We start from the raw sequence: 17,522 nt of genomic DNA on the forward strand, positions 1-17,522 counted from the left end.
CCCGCGGAGCGGGACCCCCCACGCTGCGCGTGGGGGAGGGCCGGCCGCAAGCGGCCGGGGCCGGCCGCTGCGCTTGCCGGCCTGCGGGCAGAGCCCGCGAGGGGCCCCAGGCCGCTGGGCGGCCTCACCCCTCAGCTCTCTAGTAGTCCCTAGGGGCCCGGCTGTTTTGCTGCACACCTAGAAGCCCGATTCTGTGTTTCCGCAGGTCAGAGGCCGTTTGGCGTGTGAGGCGGGTGTGCAGCGGGAGGCTGAGCCTGTGGATAACCGGGGTGGTTGCCCTGTGGGCAACCTGCAGAATCTGCCGTCTGACCTGCGGAAAGAGGGCCCGGCTGTTTTGCTGCACACCCTAAACTACCGCAAAACAGGGTAATTTGACACCCCATCAAGGGGTGCAACCCCTACTGCACTTGGAACGCACCTGAAACGCACATGCCCGAGAATGCCCCTTAGCGCCTTCCTGGGGCAATGACCCCCCACCTTTGGGCGATTGGTCATGCGTCAGGTGATAGGCCCTCAGGCGAGCGCCTAGGTGCCTTCCTGGGGGCCTGCGGGATTTCGGGCCCGGTTGCTGCACACCCGCTGCACACCCGGGCCCGGTTGCTGCACACCCGCTGCACACCCGGGCCCGGTTGCTGCACACCCGCTGCACACCCCTCGGTCAGTTCGTGCCCTGCCGCCGGTCCAGGGCTTCGGCGAGGGCCGCGTGAACGCGCGGGTCGGTCTCGGCGAGCCGGATGAGGGTGCGGAGGATCTCCGACTTCTCGACCCGTCGGCCGGCCCGGTACCGCATGTCGAGGGCGAGGGAGTCGAACGCCAGGGCATCGGCGGGGTCCAGCAGCACGGTGAACTTGCTCTTGGCCGATGCAGTTGCCGTCATGACGGTCTGCCGTTGTGCCGTTGTGCCGTCATCAACGCGCTGAGCTGGGGGGTTTGGCGTTGTAGGCGGAGCCGGGGGGCTTGCGGACTCGTGGCGGTCGTTCACTCCGTTGAGGAGACGGCGGAGTTCTTCGGCCTGGTCCTCGATGCCGGTCACGTGGTGGTGGTCCCTTCGGTGAGGTAGCCCGCGGTGGTGGCCATGGCGGTATACATGGCTGCCGCGTCGCTGGTGGGGTCGTACTGGTGGATGGTCTGGTGCTTGTCCTTGGCCTGGACGAGAGAGTCACGGATGGGGATCTCGCCGACCACGGGCACGGGCAGGGAGTGGAACGCCTCCCGCATGCGGACGCGGTACTTGGTCGGTCGGCCCTGAGGGATCAGATTGATGACCAGGCCCCGGTACGCGGGTGGTTGCTGCCGGGCGTCGGTGCTGATGCTGTGCACCTGGGCGGTGAGCAGCTTCACGGCGTCGATGCTGGTGGTGTCGAGTTCGACCGGTACGAGGACGTCGTCGGCCCAGCGGAGGACACAGTCGGTGTCGATTTCGAGGGCGGGCCGGCAGTCCACGAGTACGTGGTCGTAGCGGCTGTCGAGGTGTTCGAGGACCCAGTCGAGGCGGTCCTCCGCGCTGCGGGCGGTGTAGAGCTGGCGGCAGAGCGAGAGCAGGTCGTATGAGGCCGGGATGACGTGGAGCCCCGGGGAGTGCTCGCGGACCAGGGAGAGGGCGTAGTCGGGGTCGTCCTTGTGGCCGAGCATCGCTTTGGGGAGGGTGCGGCCGTCCTGGTGGTCGAGTAGACCGACTCCGAGGGCGCGGGTGAGGTTGGCCTGGGGGTCCATGTCGACCAGGAGCACCCGGCGGCCAGCTGCGGCGAGGGCGCCGCCGAGGTGGAGGGTGGTGGTGGTCTTGCCCACGCCGCCCTTCTGGTTGAGCAGCGCGGTTCGAGTCGTCGCGCGTGGGGGTGTCATGCGCGGCACCCTACAACGTCAACAGGCGCCACCAGAGGACTGGTGGCGCCTTATTTGCAGGTCAACGGGTTGTTGCCGTCATGACGGTATGCCGTTGCACCGTCATGACGGCACATGAGGACGGGAGTTGGCTATCGGCGGCGGATGACGTAGCGGACGGCGGTGCCCACCAGGGTGAGTACGACACACGCGAGGGTCACCGGCTCGATCCACTGCGGGTAGTGGCGGCCGAAGAGGGCAGTGCCAGCTCCGAGGCCGAACAGGACCAGCAGCAGGACCAGCCACAGCAGGGGATCCCGACGGGCGGGTTCTGCGGGGCGCTGGGCGGCCAGTTCGGCGGTGGTCGGACGGTTGTTGTCCACGGTGGTCATGTCGGTCCTCTCAGGGCGGCCCGGGACGGTCCCGGGACGGAAGGTGCGGATCATGAACGGGCCGCGCCCTTTGCGTCTTGGTGCGGCGGGCAGCACTGTGACGGAGGAAGGGGTTAGCCCCGCAAGTCCCGGCTGCCAGACGGACAACTGCCGGCCGGGGGCCGTTCTTCGAGGGCTGTGGGTCTTACAATCCGGCCCCTTAACGGGATGTACGGGCGCGGGGTGCAACCCCCGGGCATGGGTGCAGGGATTGGCGGGGCGAGACTTGCTCCGTGAGCACACGTCGCCTTCTGGGCACCGGTCCCCGACCCCTTGCCGTTCCCGACCCGGCCGGGCGGCGCGGCCGTCTGGCGGCCGAGTCTCTGCCGGCTGCAGATTCCGCGGTGGTACCCCTGCCCGCGCCGGTCGGCCGCCGTCGCCTGGGGGATGGAGGCGGCCGGGCCGAGCCGGAGTGATGTCCCGCGCCATGCAGGTGCCGAGCTGAGCGAACCGCAATGCCGTCATGACGGGTTGCCGTCATGACGGCATGACGGCAACAAGCCGTTGACCTGAGCTGATGGCCACCCGGCCTACGAGGAAGACGGCGGCCAGGACCTGTTGCCCGGCTCAGGTCAGGGTGGAGACCTCGAGCGTCATGGTGGTGTCGAAGCCGTCCACGAGCTTGTTGACCTTGGCGGCAACGAGGCGGTTCTGATCCGTGATGACGCAGATGACGGCGCCTTCACCGATGCCGGACCTGTACTCGGGGGTACCTCCGTGCCGGAACCCCACGTCTTCAAGGCCCCCGCCCTGTGCGGCGGACCGGCAGGTGTCCTTCGTGAACTCCTTGCCCTTGCGGACCGTGCCGCCGTACCGGCCGGACAGCGTTCTGAGGGTGTCGGGGCTGCATCCGGAGAAGGTCATGTCGACGCCGGGCGCAGGCTCGAACTTCTCGCCGGTGCTCACGGGCATCCGTCGCAGAAGGGGCACCTTGTCGAAGTCGATCTCGATCACCGCATCGCAGTTGGTAGACGTCAGCACCAACGGCAGCGGCTCATTCGGGTGAGGGGCCGCAACGGGCGCAGCGGACTTGGAGGGGCTGGCCGGCCCGCCGCTTGCGGACGCCGGAGGAGATGCCTGCGGTACCGGCACGGGTGATGCTCCCGGCGTCGGGCCGACTGCTTGCCCTCCTTTGGCGTCGTCCTTGCTCTCTCCCCCGAGCAGTGCGAATGCCCCGTACCCGGCGAGGGACAGCACGACGCCGGAGGCGACCAGAGCCGCCGCACGCGCGGTACGCCGCAGCTGCCGGCTCACAGGCGCCCCGGAAGGCGTAGGCAGCAGGGGGTGATTCGCATACGAACTGCCCTGCTCAAGCCCGTGCTGCCCTTGCATTCGGGCCTCGGGGCCTACGTGGACCTCGACCTCCTGGCCGGCCTCGTAGACCGCCAGGTCCGCCTGGGCCTGGTCCCGGCGGGCCACCGCGGCCTGCCGGTCGGTCGCGAGCCGGGCGTGCTGCCGGCTCAGCTCCTCCAGCTGCCGCTGGAGCGCCTGCCTCCGAGCGCGCTGCCCGTTGCGGTCATCGCGAAGTGCCTCCAGCTCGGCGCGGAGGCTGACTTCCTGGCTCCTCACCTCGTTCATGGCGGCCGTCATCTCACGAATGGCCACCGTGAACCTGTACTCGGCCAGCATGGCCACGTGCACGGAGTGCGGCTTCCTGCGCGCGCAGTACAGCTGGAGCACGTCGCCGTACTCGCGTACGAACGCGTCGGCCGCCGCGGCCTGGACGTTGCCTCGCTCCTGCGCCTCGCGAACGAGCGCCTCGACGAAGTCGATCCGGGGCAGGTGCGCTTGGTAGGGGCTGGCCGTGGACCAGAGGCTCACTTTGCCGTCCGGGTAGCCGAGCTTCTTGCCCAGGGCGTTACCGGACAGTCCGGTCTCCTGCACCAACCCCCGCACGTTCTCCTTGAAGGCGCTCATGGCACGGAAGGCTCTCTCATCTGCGTCATCGTCGTCGTCAGGCAGAGATAACCGCTGGTCAGTCACTGGTTCTCACATCCGATGGAAGGCCGGCCAAGGCCAGCATTCTGTCTCACGTGCGCACCCCCTTCCGCCCCCGCTCTAGTGGCTTCCGCGACCGCATCCGCCGGTCACCCGTGCACACCGTGCGCGGACAACACGGGGGACGTCTTCCTGGCGCTCGGCCGACGCCAGGAAGACGGAACCGACAATGTGAAGGGTTGTCACATGAACGGCCATGATCCGCTTCTTATCCTCTTGATCCTCATTCTGGTTGGTATCGCCGTCGGTTACGTCCACCGCCGCTGGCCGCTGATCGGAGCCTCGATCGACGTTGCCGGCAAGGTCCTGCTGGCCGTCGTCGGAGTCCTGCTCTTCGTCAACACCATCTCCGAGGAGAAGGCACCCCAGACCGGGGTTCCGGCACCCGGGCCGTCAGCAACGTCCCCGGCCCAGCCCGGCAGCACGAACGGGGCCCCGGCCCCGTCCGCAACGGCACCGGGCAGCCCCCCAAGGAGCTGACGCACCAACCCTTTACCGCCTGGGCATCCGCCCAGGCGGCCACCACAACCACGCGGGGCCGCCACCAGACCGGTGGCGGCCCCGCGCCGAAGTGATGTTCCGCCGTCATGCCGTCATGACGGGTTGCCGTTGTGACGGCATGACGGCAACAAGCCGTTGAACTGGGCTGATTGTCGGCTTCCTGCTCTACTGGTGAGTGAATCGGTGAGTTACCGGCGACTCACCGCTGCAGGTCAGGGCACGTTGAGCACCTGCAACTCACCGATCGCCAGGCTGGTGCTGCTTTGGCGGGTGGTGGTGAGTGTGCCGGTCTGGCCGGCCCCGGACCACTCGATGTCCCAGGTGGTGGTGGCGGTGACCGGGTACCGGCCGCCGGGGTGGTCGGTGCTGGTGCGCTGGTACATGTGCCCGCAGTCCGGCGACTTCTGCTTGCCGAACTCCGGCCGGTACGGGATGCCGGGGGCGGTGCAGGTGACGGTGGTGCCGTCGCCCATGGACCACACCACATTGCGGACGCGGGCGGTCGCGGTGACCGTGACCGAGCCCGCCGAGGCCGACGCCGTCGCCGGACCCGTCCGGGTCGGGCCCGGCTTGTTCCACATGTACACCGGCATCCCCACCAGCCCCTTGCCCTCGGGCCGGGGCGCGATCCCGATGTCCGGGCCCTCCAGGCGCAACCGCTCCATCGCCTGCCGTGCCAGGGCTTGGACGTCGACGCCGCCGCCCTGCGGACCAGTCGCGGACCAGCGGATCCCGCCCCGCACGTCGCCGGCCCTCGGGCACGTCACGAGGTACAGCGCTCCGCCGCCGTCCCCCGGCTTCCAGCCTGGCGGTGCCCCGGTGTCGAACCCCGGCGGCAGGGCCGGGGGCGGGTTCATCAGGCGCCAGTAGCAGGAGTCCGCCGGGTTGAAGCGGCCCATCTCCGGGGTGGAGCACGGCACCTCCTGCCCGTCGATCTCGCACGCCGCCGGGGTGTCCCCGCCCGGCTTCTCCGGCCGTCCTGGCGTGCCGGGCCGACCGGGGCGCGGGTCCTGGGCGTTGATGTCGCAGTCCAGTTCCCGGGGCGGGCAGATCACGCCGCCTCCGGGCCCATCGGCCGCTGCGGGCACAGCCGGCACCGTGGCGGCCCAGAGCAGCGCCGCCAGGGCGGCCGCGGCCCGGGTGCGGGCGGTCAGCACGTGCGGTCCCGCTCGATGCTTGAGGTGTAGATCTGCCACTGCCCCGTCCGGGTGCGCTGGGCGGTGGAGACGACCACGTGGCGGCGCGGCCCGGACGGGGCCGCCGCCAGCTTCCCCGAGTCCTTGTGCACCTTGTCGTAGCCGGTGGAGTCCACGCAGTCGGTGATCTCGGCCGTCAGCGGATCCCCCGCCGTGACCAACTTGTTGACCACCGGGGCGTGCGTGGGCGCGCCCCGCATCAGCGTCGACTTCTGCTGGTACCAGAACAGCGTCGACTGGATGTCCGCCAGGGCCTTGTGCGTGGCGTAGCGGGACAGCTCCGGGTCCAGCTTGGCCGTCTGGTAGGTCCGCACCTCCGCCGCCGTCATCGCCCCGTACACGTCCAGCAGCGCCGTCTTCTCCGCTGCGTCCGGGTCCACCGACTTCGACGGCGCCACCGACACCAGCGGAGATGGCCCAGCAGCAGGCTTGTCATCCGAACCGCCGCCACACCCAGCCAGCACCCCCACCACTGCCACGCCGACCGCCACCCGAACCGCCCACCCGCGCACCGTGCCTCCCGAGATCATGATCACGCCACGCTAACGACGTACGACCTCGCGAGCACCCCACCTTCCGGCCAGACCTATAGCCCGGCCAAGCCCCGCTGTTCCAGCAGTCCTAGCCTCTCCTCCTACCTCTCCCTACATATAAGTCCGGCAACTCACCGGGCAGGGAATGCCGTCTGACCAGGGACGATGCGGCCACTCACCGAGAACCATTTCCCCCCTTGTTTCCCCCGCAGTTTCCCCCCTTGTCTCCCCCCTTGTTCCCCCCCTTGTCTCCCCCGTTGTTTTCCGCCGCCGCAGGGCGGCTCGGGCCAGCTGAGCGGGACCGGGTTGGGTGGTCAGAACGCTGATCCCGGTCCGGTTGTGATCGGCCATGCTTCGGCGATCTCGATGCTGATTCCGGCCCGCTCCCGGCGTCGGCAGTCCCCGCAGCGCAGCACGTGCAGCGGCGCGCGGATCGGCGCTTCGCAGTCGACGCAGTCGTGCATCCGGGGCGTGGGGTCGTACGTCGACTGCGCGGTCGGCACGTAGGCGGTGAGCGGCGCGCGCCGGTCGAGCCGCCACTTGATCAGCCCGTAGGCCGTGGTGTGTGCGGTCTCGGCGGTGTCCTCCGGTGAGGACATCGACGCGAGCAGTTCGGCGTCGGGGTAGCCCAGGTGGAGCCGGGGGATCAGCAGCAGATCGGCCGCGCGGACCCGCTCGCGGGAGTTCATCCGGTCTGCCACAGGCGCTTGGTTCAGGAGGGCCAGGCCCCGGCGGCGCAGCACCTCGTACTCCTCGGGCGTGTAGAACTCGGCCTCGGAGCCGGGTACGACCCGGCCGGACAGGAACGTGACCAGCAGCCCGCCCGCTCCGGCGGTGCCCGGGATTCGCTCGGTCCGCAGCAGGGGCCCGGCCTGAGTGTGGGCGCGGTGCGGGCGGCGGCCGGTCAGCGCGGCGAGGTGCTCGCGGGTGGGCCGGTCGGTGATGCCGAGTGCGCGGGCCAGTTCATCGACGGTCACCTGAACGGACCACTCGCGGCCGGCCAGCGTTGCCAGGATCAGCAGCAGGCGCCCGCACTGGCGGCAGGTGACCGACGCGGTCGTGGCCCAGTCGTGCGGGGTGGCCACCACTGCCTCCCCGGCCTGGACCGGGGCGGGGGCAGGCGGGGCGGTCGGGGTGCGGCCGTCGGCTTCCAGGAGACCGGACTGCACGAGGTGCGCGACGTGCACCAGGGTCGCGCGGCGCCGCAGCCCGACCGCAGCAGCAAGAGCTGCACCGGTCGGCGGCGCAGCGTCGGCGCGGCCTAGAACGGAGAGGACTTTGGCGCAGGTCCCGCATTCGGCGGGCGAGACGGCGCGGTGAGCAGGACGAGCTGTCACCCTGTCGGGCCTTCCTGACCCCGGGATGGGGTCGGTCTGGCCACCGCCGTTGTTGCGGGGCGGGAAATCTCCCCTACACTCGGCAGTGACTTCAAGCGTCACGCGGAAGCCCTTCGGGATAGGTGTTGGTAGCACCGATGACCCCGGGGGGCTTTCGCGTTTTTGGAGTTGTTCAGTGACCCGCCGCGGCGGGTCTGGCACACGTTACGCCTGCTCAGGTCTCAGGCGCCAACAGCGTGTTGCACCGGAGGTTGGGGTCAGGGGCCGTCCAGCGCCAGGTTGTCGTAGCTGAGCTGGAGCCGGTCGGCCGGGGCGACCGCACGCAGAACTTCGAGCGGCTGGCCGTCCGCGTCGAGGGTGAGGCGTTCGAGCGCCAGGACCCAGATGCGCCCGCCGATGCGGAGCTGTGACGCCTCTTCTTCCGTGGGCATGCGGGCGGTGACGGTCTCGTTGGCGACCGTGGGCCGGTGGCCAGCTGCGACCAGTGCCCCGTAGACGCCGCCGGTGATCTTGCCGTTGCCGTCGAGTCCGGCCGCCTCGGCCAGCGCGGCGGGGTACCAGGCGTGTTGGACCTGGACGACGTCATCGGGCCGGATGAGTGCATGGCGGAGCCGGTAGACGAGTTCCTCGCCCTCTTGCAGGTGCAGCAGGGCGGCCAGGTCGGCGGGTGCCTGCACCCGGTCGACGCGGATGAAGCGCATGTCGCCATCGATGCCCTGGGCCGCCGTGGCCGCCTCCCACGGGCCGCGTGGTCCGCCGGGGGCGAGGACCTGGCCGTACCGGCTGAGGGGGATGCGGACCTGGGTCCGCTTGCGGATCAGGGTGCCGGCCCTCCGGACCGGGACGACGAGGCCATCGTCTGCGAGCACGCCGACAGCGCTTCTGACCGTCTGCCGTGCCGCGCTGTAGTGCCTCATCAGGTCATCGATGGGCGGCAACTTGCCCGTGGTGGTGAACTCGCCTGCGTCGATTCGGCGCCGCAGGTCTTCCGCCAGTTCGCGGTATCCCAGCCCAGCCATGTCCCGCCTCCTTCCGTCGGCCGCTTCCGATCACCTTAAGGCTAGCCCTGTTGACAATACGGCGCCGCCCCGCCACTCTGCAATAGGGCTAGCCGATACGGCGAGTGAGCAACTCGACACGGCGAACCTCTCGGGCATTCCTATGCCTGACCAGCAAAAAAAGCGGCCCTGAGCGGTGTTGCACCACTGCTCAGGGCCTGGAGACCACCACCTGACCTGACAGGAGGCGATCCCTGTGACGGATCGTATCGAGAGCGTTCAGTCCTCCCCGGCGCCGGCCCCGGCCGCTGCTGCGCCGAACGCGCTGGGCGGTGCCCGGTGAGCGCGGGGTACGGCGGGTCCTACGACCCGCAGACGGAGTCCGCGACGGCGGCGCACATGGCGGCGGCGAACGCGCAGGCTGCGGCGGCGGAGGCCGCGCGGCTGGCGGCGGAGCGGCTGCGGGAGCAGATCGCGGCGCAGCAGGCCGGGGGTGCCCGGTGAGCGAGCACGGGTTCGCGGAGTTCGAGGCGGGGTTCGGCCGGCCGGTGGCGCCGATGCCGGTGAAGCCGCCCAAGCCCCCGAAGCAGCCGAGGCAGAAGCAGCCTCTCCACACGAGCGTCACGGACGTGCTCCTGGCGGTGCTCGCGGTGGCGAGTCTGGGTCTGTCGGGGTGGTCGCTGGCCACGCTGCTGATGGACGCCGGGGCCCCGGTCTGGGTGGCGGTGCTGGGGGTCGGGGTGTTCGACGTCCTGGCGCTGGCGGCCGGCCTTCAGGTCTACGCCCGCCGGAACGCCCCGCACACCGCCGGGGGCGCGCGGCTGGTGATGATGGCCGCGCTGATCGCCAGCTCGGTCGTCAACGGCGCCCACGGCCTGGCCCTCGGGGGGTGGACGACAGCCGTGGTCCTGGCCGCCGCCCCGCTCTCCTTCGAGATCTGCTTCGAGCTGCGGCACCGCACCCTGACGGCCCTGATCTGGGTCCTGTTCCGCCGCGAGGCCGCCCTCGCACTGCGCCGGGATGCGTGGGCGCGGATCGCTCCGGTGGTGGCTGCGTCGGACGCGGAAGTGCAGGCGCCGACCGGCGTCCGGGCCACCGCCGACGTGCTGCACCGGGTGCACATCGAGCGTGAGCACCAGGACGTGGGGGCCGAGCTGGCGGCGCTGCGGGCGGAGCTGGCGGCGGTGCGGGCGGAGCGCCCGGCGATCGAGACGGAGGCGCGGCCGGTGTCGCCGGAGCAGGACGTGGACGACCGGTTGCACGAGGCGCTGGCGCTGTACCGGGCGGTGACGTCCACCCCCGGCGCCACGGAGGTTGACCGGGCGTGGGCGGTGGAGTCGGTCGAGATGGCCGCGCGGCAGGGTGGCAGCGACCGCCCGGCGGATGCGCCGTCCCTGGTCAAGGGCGCGGCGGAGCCGGAGCCCGCCCCCGGCGGGGACGCGGAGGACCGGGTGCCGGAGCAGCGGCCCCGCAGCATCGCCGGCGGTGTCGCGGAGCTGCGCGCGGCGAGGATCAGCGACCCGGCGGTGATGGCTGACCGTCTGTCGGTCCTGATGGGCCGGGAGGTCACGCTGCCCTCGGTCAAGCGGGAGATCCGCCGCCAGGCCGCCGCCGAGCGGGAGGCGGCCGGGCGGGCCGCCGCCGAGCGGCAGACGGGTCAGTACCTGTGATGGCGCGGGTGCTGCGGCCGGGCCGCTACGCGTGGAACCTGTCGGCCGACTTCCGCAGCACGGTTCCGGGCGGGGCGGCCGTGGCCGGTCACGGGGTCATCGACCTGGCCGACGCGGAGTCGGAACTCGCGGTGTGCGCGCGGCTGGTGCGGGAGCTCGGCGGGCCGGACCTGTCCGGCCTGGACGCCGAGGTGAGGTTCACGATCAAGCCCGTGAGGGGGCCCCGATGAGCAGCAGGAGCACCCGGTACCGGCTGGTGTGGATGTCCGTCCGCCGCCGGGCGGCGGGGGCGGGCGACGAGTACCTCGGTGAGCGTCTGAACCACCGCCACAAGGTCGGGCAGCGCAACGCCCACGCGGACGAGCTCCGCGTGCTGCGGGCGCGGGTGGCCGAGTTGGAGGCCCGCCTGAGCGCGGCCGAGGCCCCGTTCTGAAGATCCCGAAAGCGCCGGACCGGCGTCGGTTCCGGCCCCTACGCTCACGGGTCTTGAGTGGCCCGTGAACGGACCCGGCGGGATGAGCCCCCGCCGGGTCCCCCTCCCAAATCGCGCAGGCAATGAGGAGGTACGCACAGCATGTCCATTCCAGAGACCCAGGCACAAATGTCCCAGGCCGCAGGCCCGGTTGACGCGGTGCCGGTGGCTGAGGCGGTGGTGCCGGAGCAGCGCCCGGCCGCTGAGGCCGCGGTGCCGGAGCGGCCGGTGACGACGCCGGGCGGACTCCCGGGGGTTCCGCTGCTGACGATCGGGACGTCGTCCACGGTCGCGGCGGTCTCCGCGGCCGGCCTTGTGGCGGGTCCGGTCCCGGCGCTGATGGCTGCCGGTTCGCTGGCCGTCACGGCGGCCGTCGCGGTGGTCGCCCGGACGCGGAGTGACCGGCTGGCCGGTGGCCGGTCGGCCGGGGCCGCGGTCCGTTCCGGTACGGCGTCCGCCCGGTCCGCCAGCCCGGCCGGGCGTTCCAACGCCGCCGGTCGCTTCGGTCGCTCCGCTTCCCCGGTTTCGCAGGCCAAGGGGCGTGGCGGGGCGTCGGGCGGCCGGGTGGGCCAGATCCGTACGGCGCGTGCGGTCATGGCCGGTTCGCCGATGTCGCGCCGTCAGCGCCGGATCGGGCAGGCCGATGCGCGCCGTGGTCGGGCCGAGGCCCGCCGGACGGCCCGCGCCGAGGCCCGCCAGAGTGCCCCTGAGCGCCGCTTAGGGGCCGGTGGGGCCAAGGGGGCCGCCACGGGCTCCACGGGCCGTCAGGCGCCGTCCAGGGGCGCGCACGCGGCCCCGAAGAACGGGCTGTTGAGCAGGGCGGGCCGGGCGGTGCCTGGCCTCGGTGCCCGGCGCGGCCAGGCCGGGCCGGCGGGAGGTGCTCCCGGGCCCGTCAAGCCCGGCTCCGCGTCCGCTCCGGCCCGTACCGGGAGCGCCCGGCAGCAGCGCCGCCAGCTCAAGCGCGAGGCACGGTGGCAGGCCAGGGACGCGGCCCGCGACCGCCGGGTCGCCGCTGCCCGCGACCGGATCGGGCAGCGGGCCGCCGGACGGGCCCGCAAGAGCGCGCTGCGCCGTTCTGCAGCCCGGTTCCAGGCGCGCCGGGCGGGGGCCGGGCTGGCCGCCATGCCGGCGGGGCTGGCCGCGCTGCTGTGCTGGCCGGTCGCCTGGCTCATGAAGACGGCCGCGCCCCGGTGGGGGCGCCAGGTCTACCGGCGGCTGGTGGAGGCCGCCCGCGCGGCCCGCGCCGAGCAGGACCAGGCCGTGAACGCCGAGCACGACCAGGAGCAGGCCGAGGCCGCGCTCGCGGGCCGCTCCCCGCTCCCCGACCCCGACCGCGTCGCGCCCACGGCCGCGCCCGTCCCGAACACCCCGATGAAGGAGACCCCGATGTCCAACCCCAACGCGTTCGACTTCCGCGCCGCCGCCGAGGAGATGCTCCGCCAGGCGCAGACCGCCGAGCCGGGCGGGATGATGAACGTCCTGGCCTCCTTCGAGTCGCTGCCCGAGACGCTGGGCCTGCTGGCCGAGACGTTCGCCGTGGTCGCGTCGAGGGCCAGCGACGACATGCCGCTGGACCCGGCCGTGGGCGACGCGCTCGGCGACGTGAACAAGGTTTTGCTCTCGGCCGTGGAGGCCGGCGCGGAGGTCTCGCGGGTGTTCTCCGAGAAGCACGAGCAGGAGATCGCCCGCCACACCGACCCGCGCCCGGGTGAAGAGGGCTGGGACACCACCGCCAACCAGGACTACCAGGGCTACCAGGGCTGACCACCCCTTTGGGCCCGGGGCCGCCAGCGCGGCCCCGGGCCCCCTTTCGGAGAGGAGAGGACATGAGCAGCACCGCAGGCCGCCGGTCGGCCCCGCCGCAGGCACACATGGCGATCGACTGGGTGGCCGGCCACGGCAACGTCAGCGCTCCGGTGGCGATGGCGACCACCGCGGCAGCCGTGGCCAGCGCGGGCGCGCTGGCAGGGATGCCGTCGGGGTGGCCGCTGGTGGTCGGCGCGGCCGGTGCCGCCGCCCACGGCATCGGCGTCGGGATCCGCAAGCGGCTGTCCCGGCCGAGCCTGGCCGTGCGCGCAGGCGCGTGGCTGGCCGCCTCGGGGTGGTCCAGCACGGTCATCGCCACCGACCCGGCCACGTGGTCGGGGTCCGGCTGGTGGACCGCCCTGGGGTCGCTGGTGGCGATCGCCCTGGGGACCGGCGCCGGGCTGTACCGCGCCGACGTCCACGAGGAAGCCCTCGATGAGTCGTCTCGGGCCATGCAGGCCGCCATGGCCGAGGCCGAGATCACCCGCCGGGACTGGGCCGTGGTCGACCAGTGGACCCACCTGATCAAGAGCGTGACCGGGGTGGACGTCGCGCCTGTGGGGTTCAACCGCCGCCCCGACGATTCCGGGTTCGCCCTGGAGATCGCGCTGCCGGTCGGCTACCCCTCCGCCCGGTTCCAGGCGTACGGGACCGCGTTGGCCGAGGCCGCGCGCCTGCCGGTCGGCTGCGTCGTCGCCGTCAGCTCCGCCCGCCGGCAGGGACACGTGATCCTCGACGTCGACACCGTCGACCCGGCCACCCGCAGCAACGCTTTCCCCGACCTCTGGACGCCGCTGACCATCAACGGCGCCCTGCCGTGGGGCGTGGACCGCAACGGCCACCCCGTGGTGGTCCACCTGCGCGAAGCCTGCGCCCTCATCCTCGGTCCGCCCGGGTCCGGCAAGACCACGCTCCTCGACGCGATGATGGCCGCATTCCTGCGCACAACGGACACATTGGTGTTCGGAGTTGACGTTGGCAAATCTGGCGACGCATTCGCAAACTGGGTTGCTCCCTGGGCCGAGGGACAGCGACTCGTAGCACCCCCGCACGGCACGCCCCGTCTCCCCGAAACTACCAGGTCAGGGGTCGATTGGGTGGCCGCGACGATGGCCGAGACAGACCTGATGCTCGATGCCCTGCTCGCTATCGCGGACCGCCGACTGACCGAGTACCGGGACCTTCTGACCCGCGAGAACACGAAACTCCTGCCTATTTCAGCGACGTTGCCCATGATTTTCTGCGTCGCCGACGAAGGCGCAGAACTCTTGGCCTACCAGGGCACGGATCCGCTGCGGCGCCGGGTGAAAGACAAGCTCGTAAAGGTCATGCGAACCACCCGCGCGATGGGAATCCGCCTGATTCTCACGGCGACCGACGGAAACCTTTCCAGCCTCGGTGACAGCTCGATTCGGAAATACAGCCCCGTGCGAGTGGCACTCACGTGCACGGACCCTGAAGGCGCCGGTACTGCGAAATTGTTCGGGTCGGTCCGAGGCTTGGATGCAAGCCAGTTGAGGGCGAAAGGCAGTGGCGTTATCGGCGCGTCCACCGATCCCGGTTTCGCACCGCAGGGATTCCGTACGTGGGGGACCGATCCGTCATTGGCGCGTACAGCGGTGCTGGCCACCCAGGAGTGGCGGCCGGTCCTGGACGCGCCCTCGGTCCAGGCGGCCGGGGAGGCGTACCGGGACCGGTGGGCGCCGGCCAAGCTCGGCTGGCTCACCGGGATCGAGCCCGGCCCCGAGGGCCAGGCCCCCGCGCCCACCGCGCCGAGCGCCGCCAGCTCGGCGGACGACTTCCGCGCCCGCCTGCGCATCCGGGGCGAGGAGCCCAGGCAGGCCCCCGCAGCCCCCGCCCCGGCCGGGCCCGGCGCCGGTGACGACGCGGCCATCTCCAGGTTCCTCGCCGACCTGGGCGCGCTCCCCGAGGTGCCCGAGCCCAGCGACCGGCCCGTGATCCGCGGGCTGAACCTGAACATCAGGAAGGCCGACCCCGAGGCCGGCACCCCGGCCCCGGCGCCCGAGGCCGGACCGGACTGGAAGGCGCTCGCCCGCGCAGTCGTCCTTCAGTCCGGCCAGTGGATGGGCACCAGCGCGGTGCTCGCCGTCCTGGAGGGGCGCGGGATCGCGGTCAACCGGTCCACCCTGGCGACCGAGCTGTCCGCGATGGCCCGCCGGGGCGAGATCGCCAAGCGCGGGTCCGGCCCGCAGACGGAGTACGGCGCACCTCACGCCGAGTAGCTGTTGTCGTTGTTGTTGTCGGGCCCCTTCCCACCAGAACCCGCCCCGGCGGGTCGGGAAGGGGCCTTTGACGTGGGCTGACAAGGGCGACAACAACGACAACAACAACAAGGGCGGCCCGCGCCCGCCACCGTCCGTCACCAGTTACCCAGTTACCTCTACTCCGGCTATCGCGGAGAAAGAGGTGTCGGCGCGGCCGGGAGGCTTGCCCACGGGGGCTGATCTGCACTTATGGGCGGTGTCCGTTTTGGGGGGTTCCCACCTCCGGTCACACCTCCGGTGCAACCCCTAGTCCACCCCTGCAAGCAACCGTCCAGCCCCCCTCCGGTGCAACCCCAAACCGGGGTTCGCGCGTTCGCTCGGCGCCCTCGGGCGGGAGTGGGCAAGCCTTCCCGGGCAAGCCTGCCGCGGCCCTGGGCAAGCCTTCCCGGGTGCTGGGCAAGCCCCCGTGGGCAAGCCCCCGTGGGCAAGCCCCCGTGGGCAAGCCCCCACCAGGCGGCAGTAACACGGCCTGTGTTACCGAAGCCAGGTGTGGGGGTCGGCTGGTCTGACCAGGGGAGATGCGGGTAACACCCGCCCGTGTTACCCGCCCTTGACGCCCTCGTGTTACCTCGGGCTGACACCTGACGCTGACACCGACGACGCCCCGGCACATGTACCCCCGCCGCAGGTCAGCGCGAGGTTCTGACACCGGGGTCCTGACACCGGGCGGGCTGTCGCGCCGGCCTGTCGCGCCGGTCGGGCTGTCGGCGCGACACAGGCTCTGTGACCTGCGGCCGGACCCGCTGGCCCCCGGGTGTGCGACAGACGCGACAGCTCGCGCCCCGATAGGGGCCACACACCCGACACGCACGCCCACGACACCGACCCCGATGCCCGGCTCAGAGCACGTGTTCGGGCCCCGAGACACGCCCCGGACACACCCGTCCGGGTGAATCCGCCCCTCGCGTACGTGGGCGCGGCTTGTGCGGTGCGCCCCCAACTCCCCCAGAAAACAGGGCTATTGACAACAAACTGGATTTTTCTGCATGTTTCGGGCGCGGCCTGGTCTCGGGCCGCGCCCGGTGGTGCGAAGGGAGTTCGTGATGGGTGAGGTGTCGGGCAAGGCGGGGTCGGGGGAGCGGGTGGACTACGGGCCGCAGCAGTTCCCGGACCGGCTCGGGTTCGAGCTCTGGCGGTTCGAGCGGGCGTTGGCCAAAGGGCTGATCCCGCCTGCAGACATCGGCGGCCGACGCTGGTCGGCCGCCGTGGTCGAGGAGGTTGCCGGGCGGGCGGAGGAGATCCGCGGGGCTACTGGCTCCCTGCCCGACATGGGCGGGGTGCGGGCTGCTGCTCTGCTGGAAGAGCGCTTCGGGATGCCGGTGGCACCCGAGGTGCTGATCGAGCTGGACCGGCTCGGCCTGGTGGAGTGCGTCAACTCGTACAAGGGCTGGCCGCTCTACGACGGCCTGGCCCTGGAGCACTTCACCGACCGGGCCGTACTGGAGAAGGCCAAGCGTGACGGGCGGCTGCTCAACCGCACGGCCGCGGCCCGGCGTCTCCGCGTCCGGGCCTGCGACTTCGACCACCTGACCAAAGCCAACTGGCTGCGGCCGGCCACGTGGGTGCACAGCGGATGGCAGCGCCGCCGGGACACCCCGGTCGTGGCGCTGTACCGGCTCGGCGACCTGGAAGTCCTGCTCGTCCACCCGGCCATCGACTGGGAGGAAGTCCGGGCCACCTCCAAGGGCCGGCCCTCGGCGCTCGCCAGGCTGTCACCCGCCCCTGATGCCTGAATCCATAAAGCCAGCAGGGGCGCCTGAGAGCCCATTTGACGGCCCGTGAGACAGGCTCTATGGTCCCGACTCACGGGCCCTTTCAACTGCCCGCACGGCGCGAATGGAGGCCGCATTGACCGGGACCCAAGAGCCATACGACGACGACCCCGAACCCGAACTCTGTGACGAGTGCGGGATCAATGTCGACAGCTCTGACGAGCACGCCGACTTCTGCATCTACTCAACGATCGAATCCGGAATAGACTAGACCATCTCCGGGCCAAGCAGGCAGAATTTCAGGCGAATTGAAATGGCATCAGACAAACCTGATTCGGCGCGCTTAAATTCAAGGTTTGCATTCCGTCTCGCATCGCACACAATTAGACGACGGATAGAATGCAAGGAACCAGGCACAAGAAACTGACTGGCTGACTCACCATCAGGTTACCTGAGGTCAGCTACATAGCGTCATTGGCTCGACAGACCGAGCAAGCCCCTCGACTGCTGCCAGCCGCCCGCGAAGCGGGCCCAGGCCGGGGAGCGAAGCGGACCGGCCCAAGGCCGTGAAACGGCCTTCTAGCAGGCGCAACGCGCCTGCTCTCCCTGGGGCCGGGCGAAGCCCGGCCCCCTCGGCCGAAGAGCGCGAAGCGCTCAGGCCGAGCCCCGCGCAACGCGCGGGGCCTCACACTCCGTCACCCGGCCGCGTAGCGGCCGGCCTCACTTCCCCAGCGCGCAGCGCTGGGGGTCCCGCTCCGCGGG

General features: G+C 71.4%; 16 protein-coding genes. 8 read left to right on the plus strand and 8 right to left on the minus strand.

The annotated features are described in order from the left end of the window. Window positions 1–658: 658 nt before the first annotated feature. The 4 genes from ACGFQ9_RS38330 to ACGFQ9_RS38345 all read right to left on the minus strand — a co-directional run bounded on the left by ACGFQ9_RS38330 (window position 659) and on the right by ACGFQ9_RS38345 (window position 4,235). Window positions 659–877, minus strand: coding sequence for a hypothetical protein (locus tag ACGFQ9_RS38330; RefSeq protein ID WP_393580539.1), 219 nt, complete (start codon window positions 875–877; stop codon window positions 659–661). A gap of 152 nt (window positions 878–1,029) precedes the next feature. Then, on the minus strand, window positions 1,030–1,842 hold the full coding sequence (locus tag ACGFQ9_RS38335; protein WP_393580540.1) for a ParA family protein: 813 nt from the start codon (window positions 1,840–1,842) through the stop codon (window positions 1,030–1,032). A gap of 131 nt (window positions 1,843–1,973) precedes the next feature. Continuing rightward, complete coding sequence (locus tag ACGFQ9_RS38340; protein WP_393580542.1) at window positions 1,974–2,213, minus strand: hypothetical protein; 240 nt, start codon at window positions 2,211–2,213, stop codon at window positions 1,974–1,976. Between the two features lie 606 nt (window positions 2,214–2,819). Further along, window positions 2,820–4,235, minus strand: a complete 1,416-nt coding sequence (locus ACGFQ9_RS38345) for a hypothetical protein (RefSeq protein ID WP_393580544.1) — start codon at window positions 4,233–4,235, stop codon at window positions 2,820–2,822. 231 nt (window positions 4,236–4,466) lie between these two features. Here ACGFQ9_RS38345 and ACGFQ9_RS38350 point away from each other — a divergent pair, with 231 nt between their 5' ends. Then, window positions 4,467–4,730 carry a hypothetical protein gene (locus ACGFQ9_RS38350; protein WP_393580546.1) on the plus strand — a complete coding sequence of 88 codons (264 nt, stop codon included), beginning with the start codon at window positions 4,467–4,469 and terminating at the stop codon, window positions 4,728–4,730. Window positions 4,731–4,963: 233 nt separating this feature from the next. Here ACGFQ9_RS38350 and ACGFQ9_RS38355 read toward each other — a convergent pair whose 3' ends face one another. From ACGFQ9_RS38355 to ACGFQ9_RS38370, 4 genes are all read right to left on the minus strand, one after another. Continuing rightward, a complete protein-coding gene (locus tag ACGFQ9_RS38355; protein ID WP_393580548.1) occupies window positions 4,964–5,908 on the minus strand; it encodes a hypothetical protein in 945 nt (314 codons plus the stop codon). Then, window positions 5,902–6,345, minus strand: coding sequence for a hypothetical protein (locus ACGFQ9_RS38360; RefSeq protein WP_393580550.1), 444 nt, complete (start codon window positions 6,343–6,345; stop codon window positions 5,902–5,904). The genes ACGFQ9_RS38355 and ACGFQ9_RS38360 overlap by 7 nt, the downstream gene beginning before the upstream one ends. Window positions 6,346–6,794: 449 nt before the next feature. Beyond that, the gene (locus tag ACGFQ9_RS38365) at window positions 6,795–7,817 is read right to left on the minus strand and encodes a hypothetical protein (protein WP_393580552.1); all 1,023 of its coding nucleotides are present in this window, start codon (window positions 7,815–7,817) and stop codon (window positions 6,795–6,797) included. 257 nt (window positions 7,818–8,074) lie between these two features. Then, window positions 8,075–8,836: a GntR family transcriptional regulator gene (locus ACGFQ9_RS38370; protein ID WP_393580553.1), complete on the minus strand. Its 762-nt coding sequence runs from the start codon at window positions 8,834–8,836 to the stop codon at window positions 8,075–8,077. Between the two features lie 318 nt (window positions 8,837–9,154). Between ACGFQ9_RS38370 and ACGFQ9_RS38375 the strand changes: the two genes are divergently transcribed. The 7 genes from ACGFQ9_RS38375 to ACGFQ9_RS38405 all read left to right on the plus strand — a co-directional run bounded on the left by ACGFQ9_RS38375 (window position 9,155) and on the right by ACGFQ9_RS38405 (window position 16,781). Next, window positions 9,155–9,319 carry a hypothetical protein gene (locus ACGFQ9_RS38375; protein WP_393580554.1) on the plus strand — a complete coding sequence of 55 codons (165 nt, stop codon included), beginning with the start codon at window positions 9,155–9,157 and terminating at the stop codon, window positions 9,317–9,319. Beyond that, window positions 9,316–10,485 carry a hypothetical protein gene (locus ACGFQ9_RS38380; RefSeq protein ID WP_393580555.1) on the plus strand — a complete coding sequence of 390 codons (1,170 nt, stop codon included), beginning with the start codon at window positions 9,316–9,318 and terminating at the stop codon, window positions 10,483–10,485. The genes ACGFQ9_RS38375 and ACGFQ9_RS38380 overlap by 4 nt, the downstream gene beginning before the upstream one ends. After that, window positions 10,485–10,715, plus strand: coding sequence for a hypothetical protein (locus ACGFQ9_RS38385; protein ID WP_393580557.1), 231 nt, complete (start codon window positions 10,485–10,487; stop codon window positions 10,713–10,715). Before ACGFQ9_RS38380 ends, ACGFQ9_RS38385 begins: the two co-directional genes overlap by 1 nt. Continuing rightward, window positions 10,712–10,918 carry a hypothetical protein gene (locus tag ACGFQ9_RS38390; protein WP_393580559.1) on the plus strand — a complete coding sequence of 69 codons (207 nt, stop codon included), beginning with the start codon at window positions 10,712–10,714 and terminating at the stop codon, window positions 10,916–10,918. Before ACGFQ9_RS38385 ends, ACGFQ9_RS38390 begins: the two co-directional genes overlap by 4 nt. Before the next feature lie 141 nt (window positions 10,919–11,059). Then, a complete protein-coding gene (locus tag ACGFQ9_RS38395) occupies window positions 11,060–12,721 on the plus strand; it encodes a hypothetical protein (protein ID WP_393580561.1) in 1,662 nt (553 codons plus the stop codon). Window positions 12,722–12,783: 62 nt separating this feature from the next. Further along, entirely contained in the window at window positions 12,784–15,006 is a 2,223-nt protein-coding gene (locus ACGFQ9_RS38400; protein WP_393580562.1) for an ATP-binding protein, read from the plus strand. A 1,085-nt stretch (window positions 15,007–16,091) separates the two neighbouring features. Continuing rightward, window positions 16,092–16,781, plus strand: coding sequence for an acyl carrier protein (locus ACGFQ9_RS38405; protein WP_393580564.1), 690 nt, complete (start codon window positions 16,092–16,094; stop codon window positions 16,779–16,781). The last annotated feature ends 741 nt before the right edge of the window (window positions 16,782–17,522 follow it).

The organism is Streptomyces sp. NPDC048603 (assembly GCF_043199475.1).
Classification (GTDB): domain Bacteria; phylum Actinomycetota; class Actinomycetes; order Streptomycetales; family Streptomycetaceae; genus Streptomyces.

Bases quoted from the DNA above. Each gene is read 5' to 3' on its own strand.
- ACGFQ9_RS38330 (WP_393580539.1), bottom strand. From the start codon at position 877: ATGACGGCAACTGCATCGGCCAAGAGCAAGTTCACCGTGCTGCTGGAC.
- ACGFQ9_RS38335 (WP_393580540.1), bottom strand. From the start codon at position 1,842: ATGACACCCCCACGCGCGACGACTCGAACCGCGCTGCTCAACCAGAAG.
- ACGFQ9_RS38340 (WP_393580542.1), bottom strand. From the start codon at position 2,213: ATGACCACCGTGGACAACAACCGTCCGACCACCGCCGAACTGGCCGCC.
- ACGFQ9_RS38370 (WP_393580553.1), bottom strand. From the start codon at position 8,836: ATGGCTGGGCTGGGATACCGCGAACTGGCGGAAGACCTGCGGCGCCGA.
- ACGFQ9_RS38385 (WP_393580557.1), top strand. From the start codon at position 10,485: ATGGCGCGGGTGCTGCGGCCGGGCCGCTACGCGTGGAACCTGTCGGCC.
- ACGFQ9_RS38390 (WP_393580559.1), top strand. From the start codon at position 10,712: ATGAGCAGCAGGAGCACCCGGTACCGGCTGGTGTGGATGTCCGTCCGC.
- ACGFQ9_RS38395 (WP_393580561.1), top strand. From the start codon at position 11,060: ATGTCCATTCCAGAGACCCAGGCACAAATGTCCCAGGCCGCAGGCCCG.
- ACGFQ9_RS38400 (WP_393580562.1), top strand. From the start codon at position 12,784: ATGAGCAGCACCGCAGGCCGCCGGTCGGCCCCGCCGCAGGCACACATG.
- ACGFQ9_RS38405 (WP_393580564.1), top strand. From the start codon at position 16,092: ATGGGTGAGGTGTCGGGCAAGGCGGGGTCGGGGGAGCGGGTGGACTAC.